The organism is Pseudomonas anguilliseptica (genome assembly GCF_900105355.1).
Lineage (GTDB): Bacteria > Pseudomonadota > Gammaproteobacteria > Pseudomonadales > Pseudomonadaceae > Aquipseudomonas > Aquipseudomonas anguilliseptica.
In genome coordinates this window covers 3,319,274-3,338,242 of record NZ_FNSC01000001.1, presented here as the reverse complement: position 1 = coordinate 3,338,242, position 18,969 = coordinate 3,319,274, and the positions used below count along the sequence as shown (strand labels likewise).

The following is an 18,969-nucleotide window of genomic DNA, read 5'->3' as shown; positions in this document are numbered from 1 at the left end:
TCAGATACCGCGAACGATGCGGATGAGGTCGCCATCGGCCACAGCGGCATCCAGGGCGTAGCCGTTGGCATCGGACTGCACCTCAGCCATTGCCGCAACTGGCGCACCAGCCTCGACCAAGATCACGCCCAGGACGTTGGCCGGGGCGGCATTACCGGCATCCGAATCATATTCAGCCACGCCGAGTGCCTTGGCCCCCGCTGCGCAGGTGCCGCCGTTGAGGCCAATAAAGCGCTGACGAATCAGCGCAGTGACGGCAATAACTGAAGTAATCAGGACTACGTTTTGAGCTTTCATTGGTTGCCTTCCTTTTTCTTGATGACTGGCTCCAAGCGGCGAAGGGTTTTCGCACTTGGCTCGTAGTCCAGCTCTACCGTGCCGTTTTCAGGAATCAGCTTCCCGTCGATCATCAGGTCGAGACCTACGACTCGGTAGGTTGTGGTGGGTGCTGGGTCACTACTTGGCAGAACAGTGGAACTGGCCGCGTCACCTGCAGGAGCAACTGCAGCGTCTTGGCCAGCGGCCAGCGAACCCTCAGGCGGCGTGACGGTGATGGCTGCTGCATCGCCAGCGGTATCAACAGAATCTGTTGGGCCGGTAGCGGCTGAGTCCGCGTCAGGCAACGCGGTGGTAGAAATCACAACCTCGTCGACTGGCGCGGCAGCAGCTGCCGCTTCGGCTTGGCCTGCGTCCGCCGCCCCTTCAGGCGGCGTGTCGGTGGTGGTCTCTGCACCGCCTGCAGGCGCTGCCACATCAGCGGTCGCGGCTGTGGTTGGCAGAACAGTTGTGCTCGCTGCTGCCTCAGTGGGCACTGCAGCAGTAGCTGCAGGCGCTGAGGTAGCCGGAGTGGCCTTCTTCCTGGACATAAGCCACCTCAGCCGTTGATGTCGGAGATCAGGTAACCGGCATCTGCGCCCACAACCACCGGCTTATAGATGTCGGTGTTACGCACGTAGCGCACCTTGCCGCCCGAACCTGGATAGGCGTCGATCTCAGGCATGCCCTTGCGACGCAGGGTGTAACCGAAGCTCGGGGTTTCGTGATCGGCTGACTCACCGCTGGCCGGCTTGGCCACATATGCCAGGGTCAAGTTGTCCGCCCAGATGTCCGAGGTCGCAGCTTTACCGTGCGGTGCAGCCAGGGCTTCGCCGATGTAGATGTCTTCAACGCCGAACAGCATTTTCAGGTGCGCGATGGTGATGAGCTTTTCCTCATCCGCGCCCAGGGCTGCGCACAGCTTCGGGTGGAACTTCAGGCTGGCGTACACCGACGCGCCCATGGTGATGGTGTTGGGGCGAATGCCGATGCGCGAGCGGATCACTTCCTTGCCTGCTTCGACCGCCGCAACCGGGTCACCGCCACCGTTGCTCCATTGGCTGGCACCGGCCAAGGCAACCTTGGCACCTGCCAGATAGGTCGCAGGATTCTGCGCGAGGTTGGCGCAGGCCACCTCACGGCGCAGGTCAATGCCATCCACCACACGCTTGGAGGCGCGGCGCTCAGCATCGAACATCGATTCAGCCTTCTCGCGGTAGTCAACCGGATATGCCAGGTCATGCTCGCGCAGTACTACATCGAGGGTGTTGTCGTCACCCGGCACCATGACGTTGGACTGGGCACGAATCGCCCGTTCGGTGTCGTACACCACGAAGGCTTCCTTGCCGAAGATCGGGATAATGCCGGCCTCTGTGTCCATGAAGGCGATGGGGAACAGACCCTCGCCGATGAACTGGGCGTTACGGTAGCCACGCGCCAGGCTGGTCAGTACTGGGTCAACGACCCGCAGTTGCTTCAGACGATCTGCCATGACGGCTCCTTACTGGTTGATGAGTTGGCGGACGGCCGACTCATAGGGAATGTTCTTCTCGCTGGCCAACTGGCTAGCGCGGGCGTGAAGATTCAAACGATCCGGGTCGGTCTCGACGTCAGCGAAATCCAACTCGGCAGCGGTCAACTGGCCGCCTTCATGGCGTTTCTTGTCGGCCTGTTCGGCAAAGCTGATCTGTTTCGGCAGGTCGCCGAAGATCGCCTTGAGACCATCGGCTACAGGCTTGCGTTGATCGCCTTCGCCAAACTCCAGCGGCGCATCACCTGCCCCGGCAAAGTCCAAAGTGGCAATCAGCGCTTCGGCGTGTTTGGGCAGCAGCTTGCCTTCGCCGACCAGCTGCTCGGCGAAAGCCACGTTGGCGGTGTGAGTGATTGCCAGCGCCTGTTCACGTTGCGTGTCCTGGTGCTGCTTGGCCTGAGCTTTGAGACGGATGTTTTCCGCCTGCAAAGCGGCAATTTCTTCTGGGTTCACGGTGGGTTCCTCGGTGACGGGTGACTGGGTGACGGGGTCGCTGAATGCAGGTAGGCGGAGGTCATCGCGGCGAGCGGCTTCGGAGATGCTGTCGATCTGCCAAGCGGGGGTGACCTGGTCGGCGGTTTCAGCGCCGAATTGGGCAATCAGAAATTCGCGAAACTTGCGCCACAGGCTGGCGCTCGACTCATGGCCAAAGTCGCCAAACTCGACAACGCCTTCCTCGCCATCGGCCAACTCAATGGCGCGCAGTCCCTTCACCGCTGGAGGCTGGGCCCCGAGGAAGCCGACATGACGCAGGTAGTACACGCCGGGCACCGGGTTGTTCGGCGCATCCGGGTGATAGAAGGAGGCGGATATTTTCTTGTAGGAACCCTTGCCGACCTGCTCGGCGAAGGCCGGGTCGACCTGCTGTGGCTCTGCGATCAGCCCTTCGGCATTCGCCTGCAGCGACTTAACCCAGCCCGCAGCTGGCGCGTCGTGCTTGGGGTGTCCGATCACCAAAGGCGCTTCGTGCAGGGCCGGGTCGTAGGCACGCACGGTGGCGGCCAGGTCGGTCTCGCTGAAGTTGAAGCTGTCACCGCTCATCGCGGTGTGCTTCCCCGGCTTGAAGATATGGAGTGGTTTCATCGGCTGCGCGCTGTGGTGGTGGAACATGCGCACAGCCTGGGCCGATGGATGGCTCAGGACTTTTAATCGGGTTTAAAGAGTGTAATACGATGCAACATCAAAGCCTGAGGTGACCACCCAGGCCTCCAAAAAGGATGGCGAGGTAGCTATGGATGAGGAAGTAGTGTGCTACGGGTGCGTAGAGGACCAGACGCTTCAGAGACAGATCAAAAAAAATGGCTCAAGTATCGAGTGCTCTTTCTGCAACAAACGCCGCAAATCAATATCAGTAGCGAGTCTTGCTGAGCAGGTGGCAGACATACTGGACGAGCACTATGTACCTGGTGGGTGGGTTCCCCGCTGGAGGAATAGCGATAGCGACAGGCCTGATTACCATCAACGGGGGGAATCGCTTGAGTACATAGTCGGGGAAGTATTGCTCGCGGATAACATCGACCCCGTTGTCCAAGCGGTCTGCTCTGAACTGGGCAGTGCCTATGGTGGAGATGAGCCGCGCTATAGCGATGAAATTAACTATGTTGGCAGACGGGTTCGGCCAATCGTAGCGGAGACCAATTGGGGAGCGTTCCGGCAGGACTTGATGCACGGCCGGCGCTTCTTCAACGATAGCGCTAAGCAGTATTTGCAATGGCTGTTCAAGGATATGGACTCAATTGCAAGCAGCGGCGAACTGGGAAACAGTGTGGTTCGAACGCTTTCGCCTGCCGAGCACCCTCCGATTTTCAGAGCACGCCGATGTGATTCGAATAAAGAGTACGAGGCGATTTTGTTCAATCCACCAAAGGAACTCGGAGCTGCTCCCAAAGAGATCGTTAATGCGGGGCGTATGAACCCTCATGGCGTCCCTGTGTTCTATGGTGCTTTCGAGCGAGATACTTGCATCGCTGAATTGCGCCCACCAGTTGGCGGCAGGGTCATCAGCGGTGAATTCAGGTTGACGAAGGGTGTTCGACTCTTAGATTTCAAAGCGCTGGAGCGTGCTTTGGAAACTGAGACTTGGAGCTATTTTAAACCAGGTGTCACCCAGCGCCTGGAGCGTAGAGAGTTCCTTCGGGGCCTACATAAGAAGGTGAGCATCCCTGTGTTGCCAGGCCAGGAACATGAGTACCTCTCGACGCAAATTCTCGCCGAGTTTTTGGCGACCCTACATGAGCCTCCGATAGATGGGGTGATCTTCTCATCGGCACAATTCAAAGATGGTCTAAACGTTGTTCTGTTCTCCCACGTTGTGGCTAATCCAACTCCACTCACAACCTTGCGAGTTCTTCACCCTCCAGAGCTTTCAGATTTGGAGCCGTCAGACCAAGTAAGAATTGAATTCGTAGAAGAGTCAGTGCGAGTCCACCAAGTGCAGGGATTAACGTATGTCGCACCGCCACTGACACTTAAGGAAATTGACTTGGCTAGATATGACACCCTCTACGACGAGGATGATGAGTGGGACTGAATAGCCCTCTCGCATTCTAGGTTTCAACGCTTCCACACGGCTTTATAAAGCCTTTACAGCGATTTCTACTGTTCAGGAGGGTGAGCCGGCGCAGCTAGTCCGTTGCACGGCTTCTGCGGGCGTTACAGGCGGGCGGCTTTTTCGATGTGTGTGATGGCTAGATCGAGGATGGCTTCCTCGGCTTCGGGCTGCAGCTTGCCCTCGGTATCCATCGGCAGGTACGGGCGCGACGGGATATCACCCCACAGGTGGGGGAAGTCAGATTTGTCGCCGCCGAAGTGCATCATCGCGGCATAGGGTTTGTTGCTTCCGACCAGAGCACTGCTATCAGTTGCCTGAGTGGTAACCGATGCGGCCAAGCCAGCGGCACTGACCTGGAGCATTTGCCCAGGCCAGTTGCCGGTCTTCTCGCGACGGCTGGTAGTCACCTCGGACAGATCTGGCCAATCGTTGCTGCCCTGGCCTTCGTTCTCGAAGTTCTCCTCGGTGACCGATGCCAACTCGGCGGCGATGCCACGCATCAACGGTGCCAGGTCGCCGACTGCCCATTCGACACGGCGCAGGGTTTCCTGCAGGCGACTGTGTTCCAGCTCGATGCTGATCATGCGGCTTGCTCCTTGCGTTTGAGTGCAGCTGCAAGACCTTCACCAGGTGCATGGTTAAAGCCAGGATCGACCCGGAAGACCAGCGGTTTACCATCGGAGTTGGTGGTGCGTACCACCGCAACTTCGGCTGTACGGATCTCGCCAGTACGTTTGTCCATACCGATCTCGACCACCTCACGGCTCAGGGTGCCATCGCTGTTGACGATGCGCAGGCCTCGGCGCTTGACCGCTGCGGCGCTCAAGGCAACCACACGGCAGCGGCAGTTGAAGCCGTTGGGCGGATAGATCGCCAGCCAGATTGGGTCGTCATGGCGGTACACCTCACCATTCATTGCCCGGTGGCTGGGGCGCGTCTTGCCATCCAGGATCGCGATATAGCGCCAATAGGGATGGGTGTCGGCGGTTTCCTCCATGGCTGCCTTGCGCCCGGCCATGTAGCTGCTCTGCAGGTTGGTCTGGTAGATGGTCTTGAGCCGACGCGGGCTGCCCAACTGAACCAGCTCGGCACTACCCTGGCTGTCGACGATCACCTGTTTGCCCCACCAGCCCTGGGCTTCCAGCACTGGCTGCAGGTTAGTGATGAACTGCTTGAGGGTTTGCCCATCCTGCAATGCCGTTTCCAGGGCGGCGCGGATATCGGACAGCAGATCGAGGCGCATGGCCTTGGCTACGGTGAAGCTGCGGTCGTGTGCCTGGTCGAGCATCTCTTGCCAGTTCCAGGTGATGGCGTAGCCCTTGCCCGTGAGGTACTCAACGGCAGCCTTGGGCTCCATGCCGAAGATGGCCTTGAGGTCGGCCGGGTTGACCTGCTTTGCCGTGGTCATATCAGTCTTCCCGATCCGCTGCTGCACTCAGACGGCCCCAGGTGTCCGCTATGAACATCAATCGCGCCAGGTTTTCCTGCAAGGCTGTTGCATCCAGGCCTGGGCTGATCTCGGCCAGCAGGCCGAGTACTTCAGTGTCATCGCGGCCTTGTTGCAGGGCTTCGATCACGGGCAACAAGGCCTGTTCGGCTTGCTCCTGCAGCTGCTCGGCGGTGATGCCAGCGATGGCCTGGTCGAGGGCAACCTGATCAAGTACCGGGCGCACTACGGATGACTCGGCAAACGCGGGTGATGCAGGCAGTTCGGGCTGAGCCGCCTCAACGATATCGCCGTCCTCCAGGTTGTATGTACGTTTCCAGTAAGCCGGGGTGAACTTGACGCCTGCAGTAGTCAGATCCTTGTCGCGCTCGGCGAGCGTCTTGTCGATCTCCTCCTGCTCCCACAGCTCATACACCGGAGCGGCCACGTTCTCGCCGAAGTTGAGGTCGACCACTAGGCGAATAGCGGCGTTGATGGTGGCAGTAACAATGCCCTTATCGCCGTCGCGGATATCCTTGGTGACTTCCAGTCCGGCCGTGGCGCTGGCCCGGTTGCTGTTGGCCTCGGTGGTTTGGTTCTGGCCCAGCAAGCCGACGTTGATCTCGCTGCGGCAGTACACCAGCAGCTCGCGATAGACCTCCGCGCTGCCAGCCTTGCCTGCAGCTTCAATGATGTCGACGCTGGAGTCGTTGGGGATTGCGGCTACTGCGTCCTGCACCAAGGCTTCCAGCCCATCCAGCAACAGGTCGGTCTCGGTAGAGGTGGCTCCGCGCGGGTGTTTGCCAATGACCCAGGGCGAACCGTACTTCTCGGTGAACTGCACCCAGAACTTCAGGCCACCCTTCATGAACACCACTGGCCAGAAACACATGGACAGGTCGGGAAAGCCATAGGGGTTGTCATAGGTGGCGTCCTGGCGCGCCACCACAAAACGCTCCGGACTGCACATTTCACCCGCTATGCCCGCATCACGGGCACGAAAGCGCAGGCGGTTCTCCTGGTCGTAAAGGAACCACTCGGCGGGTTTGCCCAGCAGATCCTCCGGCACAACGTGCAGGCCAAGCGGACGCCACATCAGCTCGATAGGCTGAAAGCCGAACAGCGGAGCATTGAGCATCTCGCGGATGATGCGGTCGAGATCCAGGTCGGTCAGCCAGTCGCGGATGAAACGCTCGACCCGCACGGGTGCATCACCGCGTTTGAGGTCTCGCTCAAGAGCCAACACCGACGACTTACGCCGGCGAATGTTGCCGCCGACTAGCGCCTGACTGCGCAGATCGCGGTAGACGGTGATGTCTTTGCCCTGAGCCTTGAGTATCGGGTCAGGGTTTGGCAGGTACATGCCCAGCGCCTGAGCATCGAAGCTGCGGCTGCGGGTGGCGATATGTTCGGTGAGACCCTTTTCACGCTGGGGCTCACCGAAGCGAACGAACTCAGTGGGGCTGACCCACAAACCTTTGCTGCTCATGCGTACCCCTGGGTAATGCGAAGGCCCTGACGTGGGCGACGGGATTTGACGGTGACTGGGCCCGAGGGCGACTCCAGCGTGGCGAAGTTGGCGAGAACGCCAGCCCCTGCGAAGTCGCCGTGGCGATGCAGGTCAGGATCTTTGAGGTCTTTCGCGCGGGTCTTGGTGATCATCGGAATCCCGTCGACCGTTTCGATACCTCGGATGTCCTGTTGCAGGTTGTCGTCTTTCGGGATGGTGATGGTGCCGTCCTCGAACAGCCCGACGAACTTGGGCATCCAGGCTCCGTACCAAGAGCGGGACAGCTTCACCTGGTGAATGCGGTCATGGCCGAACTCATCGGCCGTATCTTCAGCCAGGGTCTCACCGTTACCGGAGGCGTCGAGAGCAGCCCCGGCAAACCGAGGCAGATTGCGCAGGATGTAGAAGATCACCAGTTTCTGCTGGCGGGCCGGCACCTTGTGCATCTCAACTACGAAGGGCACGTCACGGTGGCGGGCCTGATCGACCGACATGGGTGCACCAATGGAGAAGTCACGGTGACGGGCATAGTCATGGCCGTAGTAGTGGCGCAGGCTCGGATTAAGCTGCTTGATCAGCGGCGCAACGTGGCGCTCGATCCACTCTTCGACATAGGCATCGCGTCGACTGACTGACTGCTTGGTGAAGTCGTCATCGAGCGCCAGGCGCAGCACCGGGCGACCGGCGCGCATGGCGTCTTCAATCCAGACACCAGGGATGCACACGCCGCCGCCATCACGCGGGATGGCATCCAGTTCCTCGCGCATCTGCGCCTTGCGCGGGCCGTAGGCGTTGCGGATTTTCTTGTACCAGGCTTCCTTGCCTTCGAGCGTGGGGACCTCACCTTTCATGAGGCAGACCCGCTCATACAGCCCGTTCGCTACCGCGTCATCGAAGGTGGCCTTGTAGACCTTGGCGTCATCGCCGTAACGTCCCTCGCGGATGTCGGTGGCCATCTGGTTGAAGGCATTCGACTTGCCGTTGTGCGAGCTGATGATGACGATGCGGCCGCCCCAGATCAGCAACGCGGTCGCAGCATCAAGCACGGCGGACACGTCACGGTGAAAGGCGGCTTCGTCCAGGATCACCTTGCCCTGCAGGCCACGAAGGTTGGCCGGGTTGCTGGACAGCGCGACGATCTTGAAGCCGCTGGCGTAGCGGATGCGGTAGGCGTTGATCTGGCGGGTGTTGCCGCTGTCGTCCTGATCCTCAAACAGGAACTCTTCGATCTGGCTGACACCCGAGGCTTGGGCCTCGGCAATGACCCGGCTGAACTTGGCGCAGTAGCCAATGAACTCCAGGCCCTTTTCCTTGGTGTCACCTACATAGAACACGTCCATGCCGCCAGCGCTCTTGCGCGATGCGGCGGTGATCACTGAGTCCAGGGCTTCGGCGAAGGTGATGCCGGTACGCCGGCCTTTCTCGCAGAGCTTGATCTGCGCCTCGATCCGCAGCCAGTCGACCTGGTGCGCCATGAGGATGCCATCGGCAATCGGGTTGTAGCCCTCGGGGATCTGGCGAACAGAGACCGGCAGCTCGTCCCACTCGACGACGCGCAGGGTGCTGGTGGATGGCTTGATCGCCGGGGTGGTCATGCAACCCCCAGGAATTTCTTCTTCCAGAACTCGGCTGTCGCCTCATCCATGCCCCCGGCCTGGACGGTCTTATCCAGCTCGGCCGCCTGCTCCTGGAGCAACCGCTCGCGGGCTGCTTTCTCGATAGTCTGGCGCTCCTTCACGCTCATCGTGCGGGCTTCCATGGTGGCCTTGGCGGCGCGAGCCAGGGCTGATACCTCAGCGATGGTTACTTCGTCCTTTTCATGCGCACCCATGGCCGCCTGGTAGGTCAGCGTTGAGATGGCTTCGACCAGGAGCACGCCGGTTTTGTCGGAGGCGTCCTCGCCAAAGGCACCGACGAAGGCTTCAGCCATCTCCCGCTGGTTTCTAACTTTCTCCGTCAGTTCTTCAAAGCCCTGCTTGAACCGCCCCAAGGCACTGCGGCTGGGGGCCTTTTCATTGGGGAAGCGCGACTGGATATCGGCCAGCATGTCATCCAGCGTCATGCGGTCTTCGCGCAGCAGCTTCTGGATGTACGCCTTGACCATCGGCGGAAGGCGGGTGATGGATGACTTGCCAGCCATGGTCAGGCCCCCGGCCGCTTGATGCCCGGCACGCGAGCGCGGCCTGCGGCAATATCCTGACCGCGCTCGGTGAGGGTGGCGACCAGCACCGGGCCAACGTCCTCAAGCGTCAAGGCATTCTGCTCGGCCAGCCAGCTCAGTTCGGTTTTGACCTGGTCGCGGCTGAGGGTGTGGCCATAGCTGTCCAGGGCCATGGTCAGTACTGAGCTGTTGGCGCGGTAGGCCGTCATTTCAACCAGCAGACGGAGGATCACCAGGCGAATGTCCTGGCGCAGGTATTCGGCGTATTGGCTCATGCTCGCGTCTTCTCCTGTAGCAGGTATGCGTTGATGTTCTCGACGGAGCGTTGCACGCCACCAATCGTGTTTCTCATCCCGGACAGATCACTGCGAACAGCCTCCAGGCTGACCAGCAGGCCGGTGATTGCTGTCTGGCTGGGCAGATGGCGGGCCTGTTCCTCCAGGGCCACAATGCGCGTCCGCAGTTCCAGCAACTCCTGGGCGCTGGCTGCCTGACGGCTCATAAACCAGGAGTACACACCGATGGCCACGGTGATCAGCCATTGCACGGCACCGAAGCCGAAGTTGAGTTGTTCAAAGTTCATCGCAAGCCTCGCTTATGCAGCCGTTCCAATGTGTCTTTGCACTCGGTGCAATGCTCGGTACCGGGCTCCGCCTGGCGGCGGCGCTCGTCGATGGCATCGCCACATTCATCGCAGCGGTAGGCGGATAAACCAGAGCGGCGCTGCAGGCCGGACTGGTGAGCACGCAGTGCGGCTTCGGTGAAGTCGTTGTCTTGCGCGAGGTCAGCTACATCCATGTGGTGTCAGTCCTTTTTCTGGAGATCGAGCAGAGCATTGAGCTGGGCGTGTAGAGCGCTGGCCCATCTTCCATAGTCCTTGGCGTGAGCCAGGATGTCGGCCGGGGTGACGCCGCTTTCCAATAGTTCGGTGTCAGCGCCGGGGGCTGGCCAGGCCGCTTGCGCAGCGTGGGTGGCAGCGGTGCCTGTTCCTGGGGCGGGCACACCGAGGGCGAGGTTGTAGTCGCGCAACCAGCCAGCAGTGAACACGCAATGAGGGATAGCAACAGGCTCGGCAGCAGGTGCCGGCCGGTAGACGGTGGTGACATGCGGGATGCGCTCCTCGATCTGTTTGGCTTCGGTGGTGAAGCGATCCAGCGTTGCCATCAGCAGCGCCTCGGTTTCATTGGCGCGGACAACCTGCTGGCTGTAACGCAGCAGGTTGTCCTCGGCGGCCTGCTTGGCCTGCTTGGCCTGCTCGGCATAACGGCGCTCCAGGCGCTCTAAACGTGCGGTGCCTTGCGCATCGGCATAGCGGTAGCCGAAGCCATAGGCGATGCCAGCAGCAGCTGCGCCGCTCATAAGGCAGGCCAGCAGCGCCAAGGTGAAACCGGACGGTAGTGGTGTACTCAGGCGCTCAAGCATGACGGTGGCCTCTGCGTGTGTTGCGGGCCTTTCGGGCTGCGCGACGAGCAGCTGAAATGCCCGTCTTGCCGGGCCGCACCTGGGGCCACTCCTGCAGATAACGGACACTGGACATCCAGGGCCTTGGCAGCAGATCGGCGATGGCCACCAGGAGGCGGCCGAACAGGCAGCGCATCATTGCGGCGACTCCTCTTCCGGCCCCTGCTTGACCAGGCGGGCGATAAACAGCAAGCCGGCCAGCACGCTATTGAGGGTGGCGTAGGCAGTTGGGGACAGTTGCGCCTGCCAGATCGGCAGCAGCGTGACCTGCAGGAAGCCAAACAGGGCGATCAGCGCCGCGAGCTGTACGCTGTAGAAGGTGTGGCAACGACGCCACTCGGCAATCAACTTCATGCCGCCACCGCTTTGCCGTGCTGCACACCAGGCACGATGCCGGCCAAGGCCAGGCCATCAACGATGATTGACTCGCCATACCAAGCACCGCCCGGCAGTGGGCCGGGGCCGTTTTCGTGGCGGATGATGGCCAGCACCAGTGTGCGCATGGTTTCGTAGCGGTAAACGTCCACACGCTCATCGTCTGGGCCAATGCCCAGTGCGCTGGCTACCGCCTTGGCATAGGCGCTGGTGTCGTTTTCCACGGCTGGAGCCCAGCGCTCGATGAACTCACGCACGGTGTCGATGCGGCTGCCATCTTTTGCACGGCGCTTATCTTGGTAAGTGATCAGAACCCGCGCGATAGCACGGACACCCCAGCGTGGGCCGTTGAACACGACGAAGCGTGGATCGGCACTCTGGTCAGTCGCCTGGCCCTGCCAGCGCACACCTGCCACACGGTCGATATTGCCAGGGTTGTAATTGCGGATACCGCGAGGGGTTTCAGGTCGCATAGCGCCTCCTGCTGCTGGGCGCTCAGGAAAACCGAGCGCCAGAAACGAACACGCCGCCATAATCGGCGGCGTGCGGCAGGAGGGCTTTTAATCCGGTTTAAAGAGAACCGGCCGACCTAATCAGATGAAGCGGCTGCAAAAGGCTGCTGCATATTCAGCGTTATTTTCACCCGCGCAGTATTCGCGCACGATGCTTGCGCCTGCTGGATGCAGGAACTCGATGTTGCTCAACCCGAGTAGATCCCAACTAGTGAACTGCCCTTTCTCGTAGTTGATCTTTTGGATGTCCGTCATGTTGAAGGCAAGCTGTATGACGGGGGCCTTACTTTCGTTTCCGTACTTATCAACCAGTGTTGAATTGAGGGTAAACACCACCTGGTCAGGTTTCTGATCGGGGAAGTACTTCACCAGCTTCGGTAGGATGCGGTTTGCCTCTTCAGTGGCCATGAAGAAGTAGGTGGAATTGTCGTAACCAAAGTCAGGCTTCAGCCCGAAGACAAGCGCCTCAGCACCCTCTAGCTTGAGCGTTGATACGTCCACAACGCTTTTGCTGATTTCATTGAGCGTTTTTGGTGGTTCTTCACCACAGCCCGCGAGGGCAATGGCAGTGAAAGCGATGATCCATTTTTTCATATTGATACTCGGCGGCGGCAAAAACTGAGTGCAACACCTGATCTTTCCGATACGGTGCTGCCCCTATGTCTTATTCCGAACTCAGCGTTGAAGAGCGCGCCACTATTCAAATCGGTCATGCCCAAGGCTTTAGCCTGCGCAAGATTGCCCACCTGATCAACCGATCCCCCTCGACTATCAGTCGCGAGTTGCGCCGTAATCGAGAGGTCTGCGGTCGTTACTCGGCCCGTGCGGCGCAGCAGCAGATGAGAGCCCGGCGCCAAGTCTGCCGGCCCAAGCGAAAGCTGCTGCCCGGTAGTGAACGCTTCGAGTTGGTGACCCATATGCTGCGTGAGCGTTTGTCTCCCGAGCAGATTGCCGGCAAGCTGCGCAGCATGAACATACCCAGCCTCAGAGATGCCTACGTCTGTCGCGAGACGATCTATACCGCGATCTATGCCTTGCCGGTCGGCGAGCTGCGCAAGGAGCTGATTATCTGCCTGCGCCAAAGCAAGACGACGCGCAGGCCGCGCTCTGGCGGCGTGGATCGACGTGGCCAGCTCCCGGAGCTGGTCAGTATTCACGTGCGCCCGCCGGAGATTGAAGACCGCCTGATGCCGGGCCACTGGGAGGGCGACCTTATCAAGGGCAAGGCCAACGCCTCGTCGGTCGGCACCTTGGTAGAACGCACCAGTGGCTACCTGATGCTGATCAAGATGAACGATGCGACGGCGACCTCGGCGATGGAAGGTTTCAGCGCCGCACTCAATCGTATGCCGCTGGCGATGCGTAAGAGCATGACCTACGACCAGGGCCGGGAGATGGCGCGGCACGCCGAGATCACCCAGAGAACCGGCATAGCGATCTACTTCTGCGACCCACACAGCCCCTGGCAGCGCGGCAGCAACGAAAACATCAACGGCCTCATTCGCCAGTACCTGCCCAAGGGCACAGACTTGTCGGGACACAGCCAAGAACAGTTGGATGCCATTGCACTGCAACTGAATATGCGGCCGCGTAAGCGCTTCGACTTCAAGTGCCCGATCGAAGTCATGAGCGAAGTAATGCAAGAAGCCATGGCTATGCGGCATGATGCGCCAGCGTCAATTCAATAACCGTGTTGCACTCAGCTCCTGCAACCGCCCTCCTTTGATTCAGAACCAGAAGCCGCCAACCAGCAGCCCAAATACAAATAGTCCCGCTGCGTTCCAGTGGTAGGTGATCAGAAACTCTCTCAGCTCTAACTTCGCAGCCGCATGCGGGGCTGCGCTTGGCTCAGCTGGCTTTGCCTCGAACTGCTGGATGAATTCCAGGGCCTTAGGCAACTCAGCTCGCTTGAGCAGGCTGAGTTGGGTGCGCCCGAAGCTCAGCTCACAGAAGTTGTTCAGCTCCTGGTAGGCACCTTTCTCAGCTGCAATTTGATCAATCTTCTCGGTCAGCCGCTTCTTGTCGGCCTCCTCCTGGAGACGCTCAAGGCGTGCCTGGATAACCCCACGGGCCTGAACGAACTGGGCGGCTGTAACTTCATCCAGGCCGGTCACGCTGAGCTGGGTGTGAATCTCTCGCCAGACAGCTCTAGGGTCATCGCCCAGCTCTTCGCACTGGGCGCGCAACTGGTGTAACTCCTTACGCTGTGCAGGCAACAAAGCACGCTCATCCGGCCTACCGCCAAGGTTGATCTCGATGAAGTCCCGCCCAGCAACTCTGTTCTGCTCACCACTTACTTCAACGTCATTGCCACTCACGAACTGCTCCTTACTCGTGATAGTCCCTACCTGCTGTCTTATTTCCCGAGCCTGTGACCACAACGCCACCGCCACTCTTAGCTGGTTTCTTCGCTACATCACCTGTCAGCAGGGATGCGAGTAGCTGCTTTTTCTTGGTTGCACTGAGCCCGCGATAGCTGTCGAGCAGCAATTGCTCATCTGTCGGTATATCCGGGCACTTCTGCTGGCACCGCCGCTCGCCCGTGAGGATGTATTGAGCGTCTGCCCCAAGATTCGCAAAGGCGTACAGAACCTCACCGCCAGGCACAGCAATGCCCCTCTCGTAGCGGCCCCAAACCTCCCTGGAAACACCACATTTAGCAGCGACTTCTATCTGCTTGAGCTTTAAGCGCTTGCGTTCTTCCTGCATCCGAACGCAAGAAAGAGAACTAAAGGTCACATAAACCCCTTGAAAAAGAGAATTAAAGTTCTCATACTCAATTCACACCGTCCCACCACGAACGGCAACTTAAGCGGCACCGATACAGGCGCCAGAACCCCTCACAAGGAGTTCCATCATGGAGCTACGTACCCCCGATCAAGCCCGCGCCGAGCTGAAGGCTAAGGGCATCTCGATTACCCAATGGGCAATCGCCAACAAGTTCTCGCCCAACCTCGTTTTCGAGGTGCTGGGTGGCCGCAAAAAGTGCGTCCGTGGCCAGGCTCACGAGATCGCCATCAAGCTCGGCCTCAAGAACGGCGAGATCTGCAAAGACCCAGCTACCGCGCTTGAAAGCCGCTTTGTTGCTTGAGGCCCGCCATGAACCTCTGCGATCAAACCATCCAGTACCTGGGTCAGATGCAACAAGAGTGTCTGCTGGCCAACGGTAAGCAACCGAGAGGCATCACTCTCAGTGCACCTGGCGAATCATGCGCAGCAAGCGCAGCTCAGCCGTCACCGTTTCTTGATCTTTCCCTGGCAGCTCCGACAGCCGCTGGAGATCAGCAATGAGCGCCGTTTTGTTTACCGCTCCGGTCTTGGTCAAGTGCCCCACCAGCAGGGCAAAAGCCCCTTCTAGAGCCGCCAAGTTGCCGCCTTGCCTGTCGAGCCGCTCTTGTTCGTTCATCGCGATAGTACCTGTTCTGCCAGTCAATTTACCTCATTCAATTGTGCACGGCACAAGGCCATTGCCAATGCGCAAACCCGGCCTTTGTTTGGAAGGCGTTCCAGCACATCAGCGGAGGGACTTCCAATGACCCCAGCACAATGGAAACGCGCTCAACCGATCTCGCTGCGCGACGCACTCAAGCTGTGCCAGCAGCACGCCAAGGAGCGCTTCAACTTCAGCATCGAGCGCATCGCTGCGCTGATGGGTCTGGATGACCACTGGACGCTCTACAAGTGGATCGCCAACGGCCGCATGCCGGCTGTGCTGATCCCGGCCTATGAGCAAGCCTGCGGCATCAATCTGGTCACCCGTTGGCTGGCCGGCAGCGGTGGCAAGTTGCTGATCGATGTGCCAACCGGGCGCACCACCAGCGCCCACGACATTCAGACCTTGCAGACCACCCTCCATGAAGCTGCTGGCCAACTGATGGGCTTCTATTCGGACAACGCCGAAGCCAGCGCCACCCTGGCTGCCATCCAGGCCGGCCTTGAGGAGCTGGCTTGGCACCGAGGCAACGTGCAGCAGCACGCCCAGCCGCAACTTGAACTTGGAGAGAAGCCATGAGCAGCGAAGACAAATACACCTCCGAGCAGGTGCAGCGTGTGCTGCGCGTGCTGCTGGCCCTGGCCGGTAATGAGTTCCGCGGAATGCTGCTGAAGGAGGTGGCCACCGCTGCTGACTGCACCGAGAGCAACGCTCTGCGCGCCCTGGAAAACCTGCGCACGGCCGGCCTGGCCGAACGCAACACCCACGACGACAAGCGCTGGCAGCTCGGCCCGCGCTTGGTGCAGGTGGCTTTTGCCTTCGATAGCGCACTGCAACGAGCCCAACGCGACCTGGATGAACGCCGCCAGCGCTTCACCCGTAACCCCAACTAAGAGAGACCAGACATGGCCCGCAAACCGACCACCCCGGAGATTCAACCCATGCCCGAGATCAACCAGGAAGCCTTCCAGGAAGAAGCCAGCGCCCTGGGTATGCTCGGTACGATTGCCCAAGGCATGCAGGACGAGCGTGACCTCGTAAACCAGCTGCTTGGTCAAGCACAGATGGCTGATGCAATCGGTAAGTTCACCGCGACGGTCGCGGTTTCAAAGATGGCGTATGTGAAGGAAAACAAGCTTTACCGGGGCCTGGCTGGAATGCACGACCGCGACGGTCGCGGTTTGAGCGGGACTTGGGAGGAGTTTTGCGGCTTGCTCGGTACGTCCGCGCCGAAGGTCAATGAGGACATCAATAATCTCCGCACCTTCGGCGAGGAGGCTCTGGATTCTATGTCCCGCATGGGCATCGGCTACCGCGAGATGCGCCAATACCGCCGCCTGCCGGAGGATCAGCAAGCCGCCTTGATCGAGGTCGCGAAGACCGGTGATAAGGACGCCTTTATCGACCTGGCCGAGGAAATCATCGCCAAGCACGCCGCCGAGAAAGCCGAGCTAATCAAGAAGGTCGATGACAGCAGCCGAGAAATGGATGCCCTTTCCAAACTCGAGGCAGACACCAGCAAAAAGCTGCGTGACACCAAACTGGAACTGGAGCGCAACCAGCTACGCACCATCCCGTGGGATGAACGCATTGCGCCGCTGAAGGAAGAGATCACCCAGCGCCAGTGCCTGATCGATGAAGCCCTCGCGCGCCACCTGCAGGCGACTGATGCCCTGGATGCCTGGCTGACCAAGGAGCTGACCTCCAGCCCTGACTACGACCCCGAGGCACCGGTCACGCTGCCGCCTGCGGCCGTAACGGTGTTGATGCACCTGGAGGATGCCATCCAGCGCACCGCGCACCTGGTGGCGGGTGCCTTGAACGATCTGCAGAACCGCTTCGGTGCCGATCTGGCCCAGGCCCGGCAGCACCTGCTGCAAGTGGGCGAGTAATGAACGGAGCGGCAGACATGGCATTGACGCCTGATATTCGGGACTACCTCGGTGACCTCGCGCGCAAGCTGGATGCCACCGGGCATGGTGAGCGCGGCGCACTTATGGCTGCCGCCCAGGAGTTCCTCGACTGGTCGCCTGCGACCATCTACCGCCAGCTCAAGGCCGCGTGCGGCTGGACGGCTGGTCGCAAGACCCGCTCGGACAAAGGCACCACCAGCGTGGCTGACGATGCCCTGCAGATGCTCGGTGCCGCTCAGCGTGAAGGTGTGCGGGAGAACGGCAAACAAACGCTGTTCACACCCACGGCCCGTAGCATTCTGGAGCAGAACGGCATCAACCTGGGCGTCAGCAATGGTCAGCTTAACCGCTTGATCCGCGCCCGCAGCCTGGACGTAGGCTCGCAGCGTAACGTCAGCCTGGTGCAAGCGCTACGCGCCCTGTACCCGAACTACCTGCACCAGGTCGACCCCTCGCTGTGCCTGGTGTACTACCTCAAGGGCAAGCAACACATCATGCGTGACAGCGAGTTCTACAAGAACAAGCTGGACAACTACGCCAAGGTGAAGCTGAAGGTCTGGCGTTACGTGATGTACGACCGCGCCAGCGGCGCGCTGGTGGTGTGGTACTGCGAAGCGGCGGGCGAAAACCAGCACAGCCTGTTCGACTTTCTGATGTACGCCTGGGGCAAGACCGAGGGGAAACTGCTGCACGGCGTACCGCTGTTCATGTTGTGGGACAAAGGCTCGGCGAACACCAGCAGCGCGATCAAGAACCTGCTCAAGCATCTGGAAGTTGAACCACTCGTACACGAAGCCGGTAACGCTCGCGCCAAGGGTGGCGTCGAGGGCGGCAACAACATCGTCGAAACCCAGTTCGAGAGCCGCCTGCGCTTCGAGCCGGTTGACGATATCGCCCACCTGAATGCCGCTGCCCACGCCTGGGCTGAGGCGTACAACGCCAACCTGATTGCCGGCCAGGACACTCGCCTGCGCCGCGCCGGCCTGGCCGAGCCGGTTGCGCGTTATGACCTCTGGCAACTGATCCGCGCCGAGCAGCTGCGTCTGCTGCCCAGCGTTGAGGTATGCCGCGCCCTGATGACCAGCCGCGAAGTCGAGCGGACTGTCGGCGCTGATATGTGCATCAGCTTCAAGCACGTCGATGCCGAGCGTTCGATGCAGTACGACCTGCGCGGCCTCGATGGCATCACCGTCAAGTCCAAGGTCAGTGTGCGTGCCCTGGTGTATGGCGACTGCGCCATTCAGATCGAAGCACCGCGCTATGACGGCGAGATGCTGACCTACCGCGTCGAGCCGATCCGTGGTTACGACCAGTTTGGCCAGCGCCTGGATGCGGCGGTACCGGGCCAGGAATACAAGTCCCTGCCAGAAACCGCCATCGAGAAAGCAGCCAAGGTTATGGACGAACTGGCCTACCCGGACCAGAACGCCAAGCAGGCGCGCTCGAAGCAGGTCACCCCGTTCGGCGGCTCGCTGGATGCGCACAGTCACCTCAAGCAGATCGAGCACCCGGCTTACCTGCAGCGCCAGGGCACCACCATCGAAACGCCAGAACACCTGCGTACCGATGCGCCAAAGCTCTCGGCCATGCAGGCGATGCTGCGTATCGCCGAAGCCATCGGTCGCAACCTCACCGCCCAGGAGAACACCTGGCTACGTAACACCTTTAAGGAAGGCGTGCCTGAAGACCAGGTCAGCGCCTTGATCGAACAGTTCACTCGGCCGGCAGCGGTTGCCCCGGCCACTAACACTGGGGGCCTGCGGGCCGTATAGGAGCACGTC

26 protein-coding genes are annotated in these 18,969 nt (G+C 60.3%); 7 read left to right on the top strand and 19 right to left on the bottom strand.

Annotated features, from left to right (window positions below; genetic code table 11):
* The 4 genes from BLW24_RS16205 to BLW24_RS16190 all read right to left on the bottom strand — a co-directional run bounded on the left by BLW24_RS16205 (window position 1) and on the right by BLW24_RS16190 (window position 2,929).
* Window positions 1-297, bottom strand: a complete 297-nt coding sequence (locus BLW24_RS16205; protein WP_090384071.1) for a capsid cement protein — start codon at window positions 295-297, stop codon at window positions 1-3.
* Window positions 294-641 (bottom strand): hypothetical protein, encoded by a 348-nt coding sequence (locus BLW24_RS25645; RefSeq protein ID WP_139272682.1) that lies wholly within the window; start codon window positions 639-641, stop codon window positions 294-296. The genes BLW24_RS16205 and BLW24_RS25645 overlap by 4 nt, the downstream gene beginning before the upstream one ends.
* Window positions 642-874: 233 nt before the next feature.
* The gene (locus tag BLW24_RS16195; RefSeq protein ID WP_090384062.1) at window positions 875-1,807 is read right to left on the bottom strand and encodes a major capsid protein; all 933 of its coding nucleotides are present in this window, start codon (window positions 1,805-1,807) and stop codon (window positions 875-877) included.
* A 9-nt stretch (window positions 1,808-1,816) separates the two neighbouring features.
* Window positions 1,817-2,929 (bottom strand): phage protease, encoded by a 1,113-nt coding sequence (locus tag BLW24_RS16190; protein ID WP_090387768.1) that lies wholly within the window; start codon window positions 2,927-2,929, stop codon window positions 1,817-1,819.
* Window positions 2,930-3,077: 148 nt separating this feature from the next.
* Between BLW24_RS16190 and BLW24_RS16185 the strand changes: the two genes are divergently transcribed.
* The gene (locus BLW24_RS16185; protein ID WP_139272681.1) at window positions 3,078-4,376 is read left to right on the top strand and encodes an RES family NAD+ phosphorylase; all 1,299 of its coding nucleotides are present in this window, start codon (window positions 3,078-3,080) and stop codon (window positions 4,374-4,376) included.
* Between the two features lie 122 nt (window positions 4,377-4,498).
* Here the strand turns inward: BLW24_RS16185 and BLW24_RS16180 are convergent, their stop codons facing one another.
* The 12 genes from BLW24_RS16180 to BLW24_RS16120 all read right to left on the bottom strand — a co-directional run bounded on the left by BLW24_RS16180 (window position 4,499) and on the right by BLW24_RS16120 (window position 12,436).
* The gene (locus BLW24_RS16180; protein WP_090384056.1) at window positions 4,499-4,981 is read right to left on the bottom strand and encodes a phage virion morphogenesis protein; all 483 of its coding nucleotides are present in this window, start codon (window positions 4,979-4,981) and stop codon (window positions 4,499-4,501) included.
* Entirely contained in the window at window positions 4,978-5,805 is an 828-nt protein-coding gene (locus tag BLW24_RS16175) for a phage head morphogenesis protein (protein ID WP_090384048.1), read from the bottom strand. Before BLW24_RS16175 ends, BLW24_RS16180 begins: the two co-directional genes overlap by 4 nt.
* A gap of 1 nt (window position 5,806) precedes the next feature.
* Window positions 5,807-7,312 carry a phage portal protein family protein gene (locus tag BLW24_RS16170; RefSeq protein ID WP_090384044.1) on the bottom strand — a complete coding sequence of 502 codons (1,506 nt, stop codon included), beginning with the start codon at window positions 7,310-7,312 and terminating at the stop codon, window positions 5,807-5,809.
* The gene (locus BLW24_RS16165; RefSeq protein WP_090384039.1) at window positions 7,309-8,928 is read right to left on the bottom strand and encodes a hypothetical protein; all 1,620 of its coding nucleotides are present in this window, start codon (window positions 8,926-8,928) and stop codon (window positions 7,309-7,311) included. The genes BLW24_RS16170 and BLW24_RS16165 overlap by 4 nt, the downstream gene beginning before the upstream one ends.
* Window positions 8,925-9,473, bottom strand: a complete 549-nt coding sequence (locus BLW24_RS16160; protein WP_090384033.1) for a phage protein Gp27 family protein — start codon at window positions 9,471-9,473, stop codon at window positions 8,925-8,927. Before BLW24_RS16160 ends, BLW24_RS16165 begins: the two co-directional genes overlap by 4 nt.
* A 2-nt stretch (window positions 9,474-9,475) precedes the next feature.
* The gene (locus BLW24_RS16155) at window positions 9,476-9,769 is read right to left on the bottom strand and encodes a VpaChn25_0724 family phage protein (RefSeq protein ID WP_090384028.1); all 294 of its coding nucleotides are present in this window, start codon (window positions 9,767-9,769) and stop codon (window positions 9,476-9,478) included.
* Window positions 9,766-10,077 carry a DUF2730 domain-containing protein gene (locus BLW24_RS16150; protein ID WP_090384024.1) on the bottom strand — a complete coding sequence of 104 codons (312 nt, stop codon included), beginning with the start codon at window positions 10,075-10,077 and terminating at the stop codon, window positions 9,766-9,768. Before BLW24_RS16150 ends, BLW24_RS16155 begins: the two co-directional genes overlap by 4 nt.
* Window positions 10,074-10,292 (bottom strand): TraR/DksA C4-type zinc finger protein, encoded by a 219-nt coding sequence (locus BLW24_RS16145; protein ID WP_090384017.1) that lies wholly within the window; start codon window positions 10,290-10,292, stop codon window positions 10,074-10,076. Before BLW24_RS16145 ends, BLW24_RS16150 begins: the two co-directional genes overlap by 4 nt.
* Window positions 10,293-10,298: 6 nt before the next feature.
* Window positions 10,299-10,916: a lysis protein gene (locus BLW24_RS16140; protein ID WP_090384010.1), complete on the bottom strand. Its 618-nt coding sequence runs from the start codon at window positions 10,914-10,916 to the stop codon at window positions 10,299-10,301.
* 174 nt (window positions 10,917-11,090) lie between these two features.
* On the bottom strand, window positions 11,091-11,309 hold the full coding sequence (locus BLW24_RS16130; protein WP_090384001.1) for a DUF7940 domain-containing protein: 219 nt from the start codon (window positions 11,307-11,309) through the stop codon (window positions 11,091-11,093).
* Window positions 11,306-11,803 carry a structural protein gene (locus BLW24_RS16125; protein WP_090383998.1) on the bottom strand — a complete coding sequence of 166 codons (498 nt, stop codon included), beginning with the start codon at window positions 11,801-11,803 and terminating at the stop codon, window positions 11,306-11,308. The genes BLW24_RS16130 and BLW24_RS16125 overlap by 4 nt, the downstream gene beginning before the upstream one ends.
* Before the next feature lie 120 nt (window positions 11,804-11,923).
* A complete protein-coding gene (locus tag BLW24_RS16120; protein WP_090383996.1) occupies window positions 11,924-12,436 on the bottom strand; it encodes a hypothetical protein in 513 nt (170 codons plus the stop codon).
* A 65-nt stretch (window positions 12,437-12,501) separates the two neighbouring features.
* Between BLW24_RS16120 and BLW24_RS16115 the strand changes: the two genes are divergently transcribed.
* On the top strand, window positions 12,502-13,530 hold the full coding sequence (locus tag BLW24_RS16115) for an IS30 family transposase (protein WP_090375993.1): 1,029 nt from the start codon (window positions 12,502-12,504) through the stop codon (window positions 13,528-13,530).
* Between the two features lie 39 nt (window positions 13,531-13,569).
* Here the strand turns inward: BLW24_RS16115 and BLW24_RS16110 are convergent, their stop codons facing one another.
* Together BLW24_RS16110 and BLW24_RS16105 are read right to left on the bottom strand one after the other, a co-directional pair.
* Window positions 13,570-14,160, bottom strand: a complete 591-nt coding sequence (locus tag BLW24_RS16110; RefSeq protein WP_090383992.1) for a hypothetical protein — start codon at window positions 14,158-14,160, stop codon at window positions 13,570-13,572.
* A 10-nt stretch (window positions 14,161-14,170) separates the two neighbouring features.
* A complete protein-coding gene (locus BLW24_RS16105) occupies window positions 14,171-14,551 on the bottom strand; it encodes a helix-turn-helix domain-containing protein (RefSeq protein ID WP_090383989.1) in 381 nt (126 codons plus the stop codon).
* Between the two features lie 148 nt (window positions 14,552-14,699).
* Between BLW24_RS16105 and BLW24_RS16100 the strand changes: the two genes are divergently transcribed.
* The gene (locus BLW24_RS16100) at window positions 14,700-14,933 is read left to right on the top strand and encodes a DNA-binding protein (protein WP_090383985.1); all 234 of its coding nucleotides are present in this window, start codon (window positions 14,700-14,702) and stop codon (window positions 14,931-14,933) included.
* 99 nt (window positions 14,934-15,032) lie between these two features.
* Here BLW24_RS16100 and BLW24_RS16095 read toward each other — a convergent pair whose 3' ends face one another.
* Window positions 15,033-15,248: a hypothetical protein gene (locus BLW24_RS16095; RefSeq protein ID WP_090383982.1), complete on the bottom strand. Its 216-nt coding sequence runs from the start codon at window positions 15,246-15,248 to the stop codon at window positions 15,033-15,035.
* A gap of 126 nt (window positions 15,249-15,374) precedes the next feature.
* Between BLW24_RS16095 and BLW24_RS16090 the strand changes: the two genes are divergently transcribed.
* The 4 genes from BLW24_RS16090 to BLW24_RS16075 are packed head-to-tail and all read left to right on the top strand — an operon-like array spanning window position 15,375 to window position 18,960.
* Complete coding sequence (locus BLW24_RS16090; RefSeq protein ID WP_090383979.1) at window positions 15,375-15,854, top strand: hypothetical protein; 480 nt, start codon at window positions 15,375-15,377, stop codon at window positions 15,852-15,854.
* On the top strand, window positions 15,851-16,168 hold the full coding sequence (locus BLW24_RS16085; RefSeq protein ID WP_090383970.1) for an IclR family transcriptional regulator: 318 nt from the start codon (window positions 15,851-15,853) through the stop codon (window positions 16,166-16,168). The genes BLW24_RS16090 and BLW24_RS16085 overlap by 4 nt, the downstream gene beginning before the upstream one ends.
* A gap of 12 nt (window positions 16,169-16,180) precedes the next feature.
* Window positions 16,181-17,167: a hypothetical protein gene (locus BLW24_RS16080; RefSeq protein ID WP_244161171.1), complete on the top strand. Its 987-nt coding sequence runs from the start codon at window positions 16,181-16,183 to the stop codon at window positions 17,165-17,167.
* 17 nt (window positions 17,168-17,184) lie between these two features.
* Window positions 17,185-18,960, top strand: a complete 1,776-nt coding sequence (locus tag BLW24_RS16075; protein ID WP_090383963.1) for a DDE-type integrase/transposase/recombinase — start codon at window positions 17,185-17,187, stop codon at window positions 18,958-18,960.
* The last annotated feature ends 9 nt before the right edge of the window (window positions 18,961-18,969 follow it).

What these genes read in the sequence shown, in the direction of transcription:
- BLW24_RS16120 (WP_090383996.1), bottom strand. Translation starts at nt 12,436, where the DNA reads ATGAAAAAATGGATCATCGCTTTCACTGCCATTGCCCTCGCGGGCTGT.
- BLW24_RS16205 (WP_090384071.1), bottom strand. Translation starts at nt 297, where the DNA reads ATGAAAGCTCAAAACGTAGTCCTGATTACTTCAGTTATTGCCGTCACT.
- BLW24_RS16085 (WP_090383970.1), top strand. Translation starts at nt 15,851, where the DNA reads ATGAGCAGCGAAGACAAATACACCTCCGAGCAGGTGCAGCGTGTGCTG.
- BLW24_RS16090 (WP_090383979.1), top strand. Translation starts at nt 15,375, where the DNA reads ATGACCCCAGCACAATGGAAACGCGCTCAACCGATCTCGCTGCGCGAC.
- BLW24_RS16100 (WP_090383985.1), top strand. Translation starts at nt 14,700, where the DNA reads ATGGAGCTACGTACCCCCGATCAAGCCCGCGCCGAGCTGAAGGCTAAG.
- BLW24_RS16170 (WP_090384044.1), bottom strand. Translation starts at nt 7,312, where the DNA reads ATGAGCAGCAAAGGTTTGTGGGTCAGCCCCACTGAGTTCGTTCGCTTC.
- BLW24_RS16150 (WP_090384024.1), bottom strand. Translation starts at nt 10,077, where the DNA reads ATGAACTTTGAACAACTCAACTTCGGCTTCGGTGCCGTGCAATGGCTG.
- BLW24_RS16125 (WP_090383998.1), bottom strand. Translation starts at nt 11,803, where the DNA reads ATGCGACCTGAAACCCCTCGCGGTATCCGCAATTACAACCCTGGCAAT.
- BLW24_RS16185 (WP_139272681.1), top strand. Translation starts at nt 3,078, where the DNA reads ATGGATGAGGAAGTAGTGTGCTACGGGTGCGTAGAGGACCAGACGCTT.
- BLW24_RS16195 (WP_090384062.1), bottom strand. Translation starts at nt 1,807, where the DNA reads ATGGCAGATCGTCTGAAGCAACTGCGGGTCGTTGACCCAGTACTGACC.
- BLW24_RS16075 (WP_090383963.1), top strand. Translation starts at nt 17,185, where the DNA reads ATGGCATTGACGCCTGATATTCGGGACTACCTCGGTGACCTCGCGCGC.
- BLW24_RS16190 (WP_090387768.1), bottom strand. Translation starts at nt 2,929, where the DNA reads ATGAAACCACTCCATATCTTCAAGCCGGGGAAGCACACCGCGATGAGC.
- BLW24_RS16155 (WP_090384028.1), bottom strand. Translation starts at nt 9,769, where the DNA reads ATGAGCCAATACGCCGAATACCTGCGCCAGGACATTCGCCTGGTGATC.
- BLW24_RS16095 (WP_090383982.1), bottom strand. Translation starts at nt 15,248, where the DNA reads ATGAACGAACAAGAGCGGCTCGACAGGCAAGGCGGCAACTTGGCGGCT.
- BLW24_RS16145 (WP_090384017.1), bottom strand. Translation starts at nt 10,292, where the DNA reads ATGGATGTAGCTGACCTCGCGCAAGACAACGACTTCACCGAAGCCGCA.
- BLW24_RS16130 (WP_090384001.1), bottom strand. Translation starts at nt 11,309, where the DNA reads ATGAAGTTGATTGCCGAGTGGCGTCGTTGCCACACCTTCTACAGCGTA.
- BLW24_RS16160 (WP_090384033.1), bottom strand. Translation starts at nt 9,473, where the DNA reads ATGGCTGGCAAGTCATCCATCACCCGCCTTCCGCCGATGGTCAAGGCG.
- BLW24_RS16175 (WP_090384048.1), bottom strand. Translation starts at nt 5,805, where the DNA reads ATGACCACGGCAAAGCAGGTCAACCCGGCCGACCTCAAGGCCATCTTC.
- BLW24_RS16140 (WP_090384010.1), bottom strand. Translation starts at nt 10,916, where the DNA reads ATGCTTGAGCGCCTGAGTACACCACTACCGTCCGGTTTCACCTTGGCG.
- BLW24_RS16165 (WP_090384039.1), bottom strand. Translation starts at nt 8,928, where the DNA reads ATGACCACCCCGGCGATCAAGCCATCCACCAGCACCCTGCGCGTCGTC.
- BLW24_RS16180 (WP_090384056.1), bottom strand. Translation starts at nt 4,981, where the DNA reads ATGATCAGCATCGAGCTGGAACACAGTCGCCTGCAGGAAACCCTGCGC.
- BLW24_RS16105 (WP_090383989.1), bottom strand. Translation starts at nt 14,551, where the DNA reads ATGCAGGAAGAACGCAAGCGCTTAAAGCTCAAGCAGATAGAAGTCGCT.
- BLW24_RS16080 (WP_244161171.1), top strand. Translation starts at nt 16,181, where the DNA reads ATGGCCCGCAAACCGACCACCCCGGAGATTCAACCCATGCCCGAGATC.
- BLW24_RS16115 (WP_090375993.1), top strand. Translation starts at nt 12,502, where the DNA reads ATGTCTTATTCCGAACTCAGCGTTGAAGAGCGCGCCACTATTCAAATC.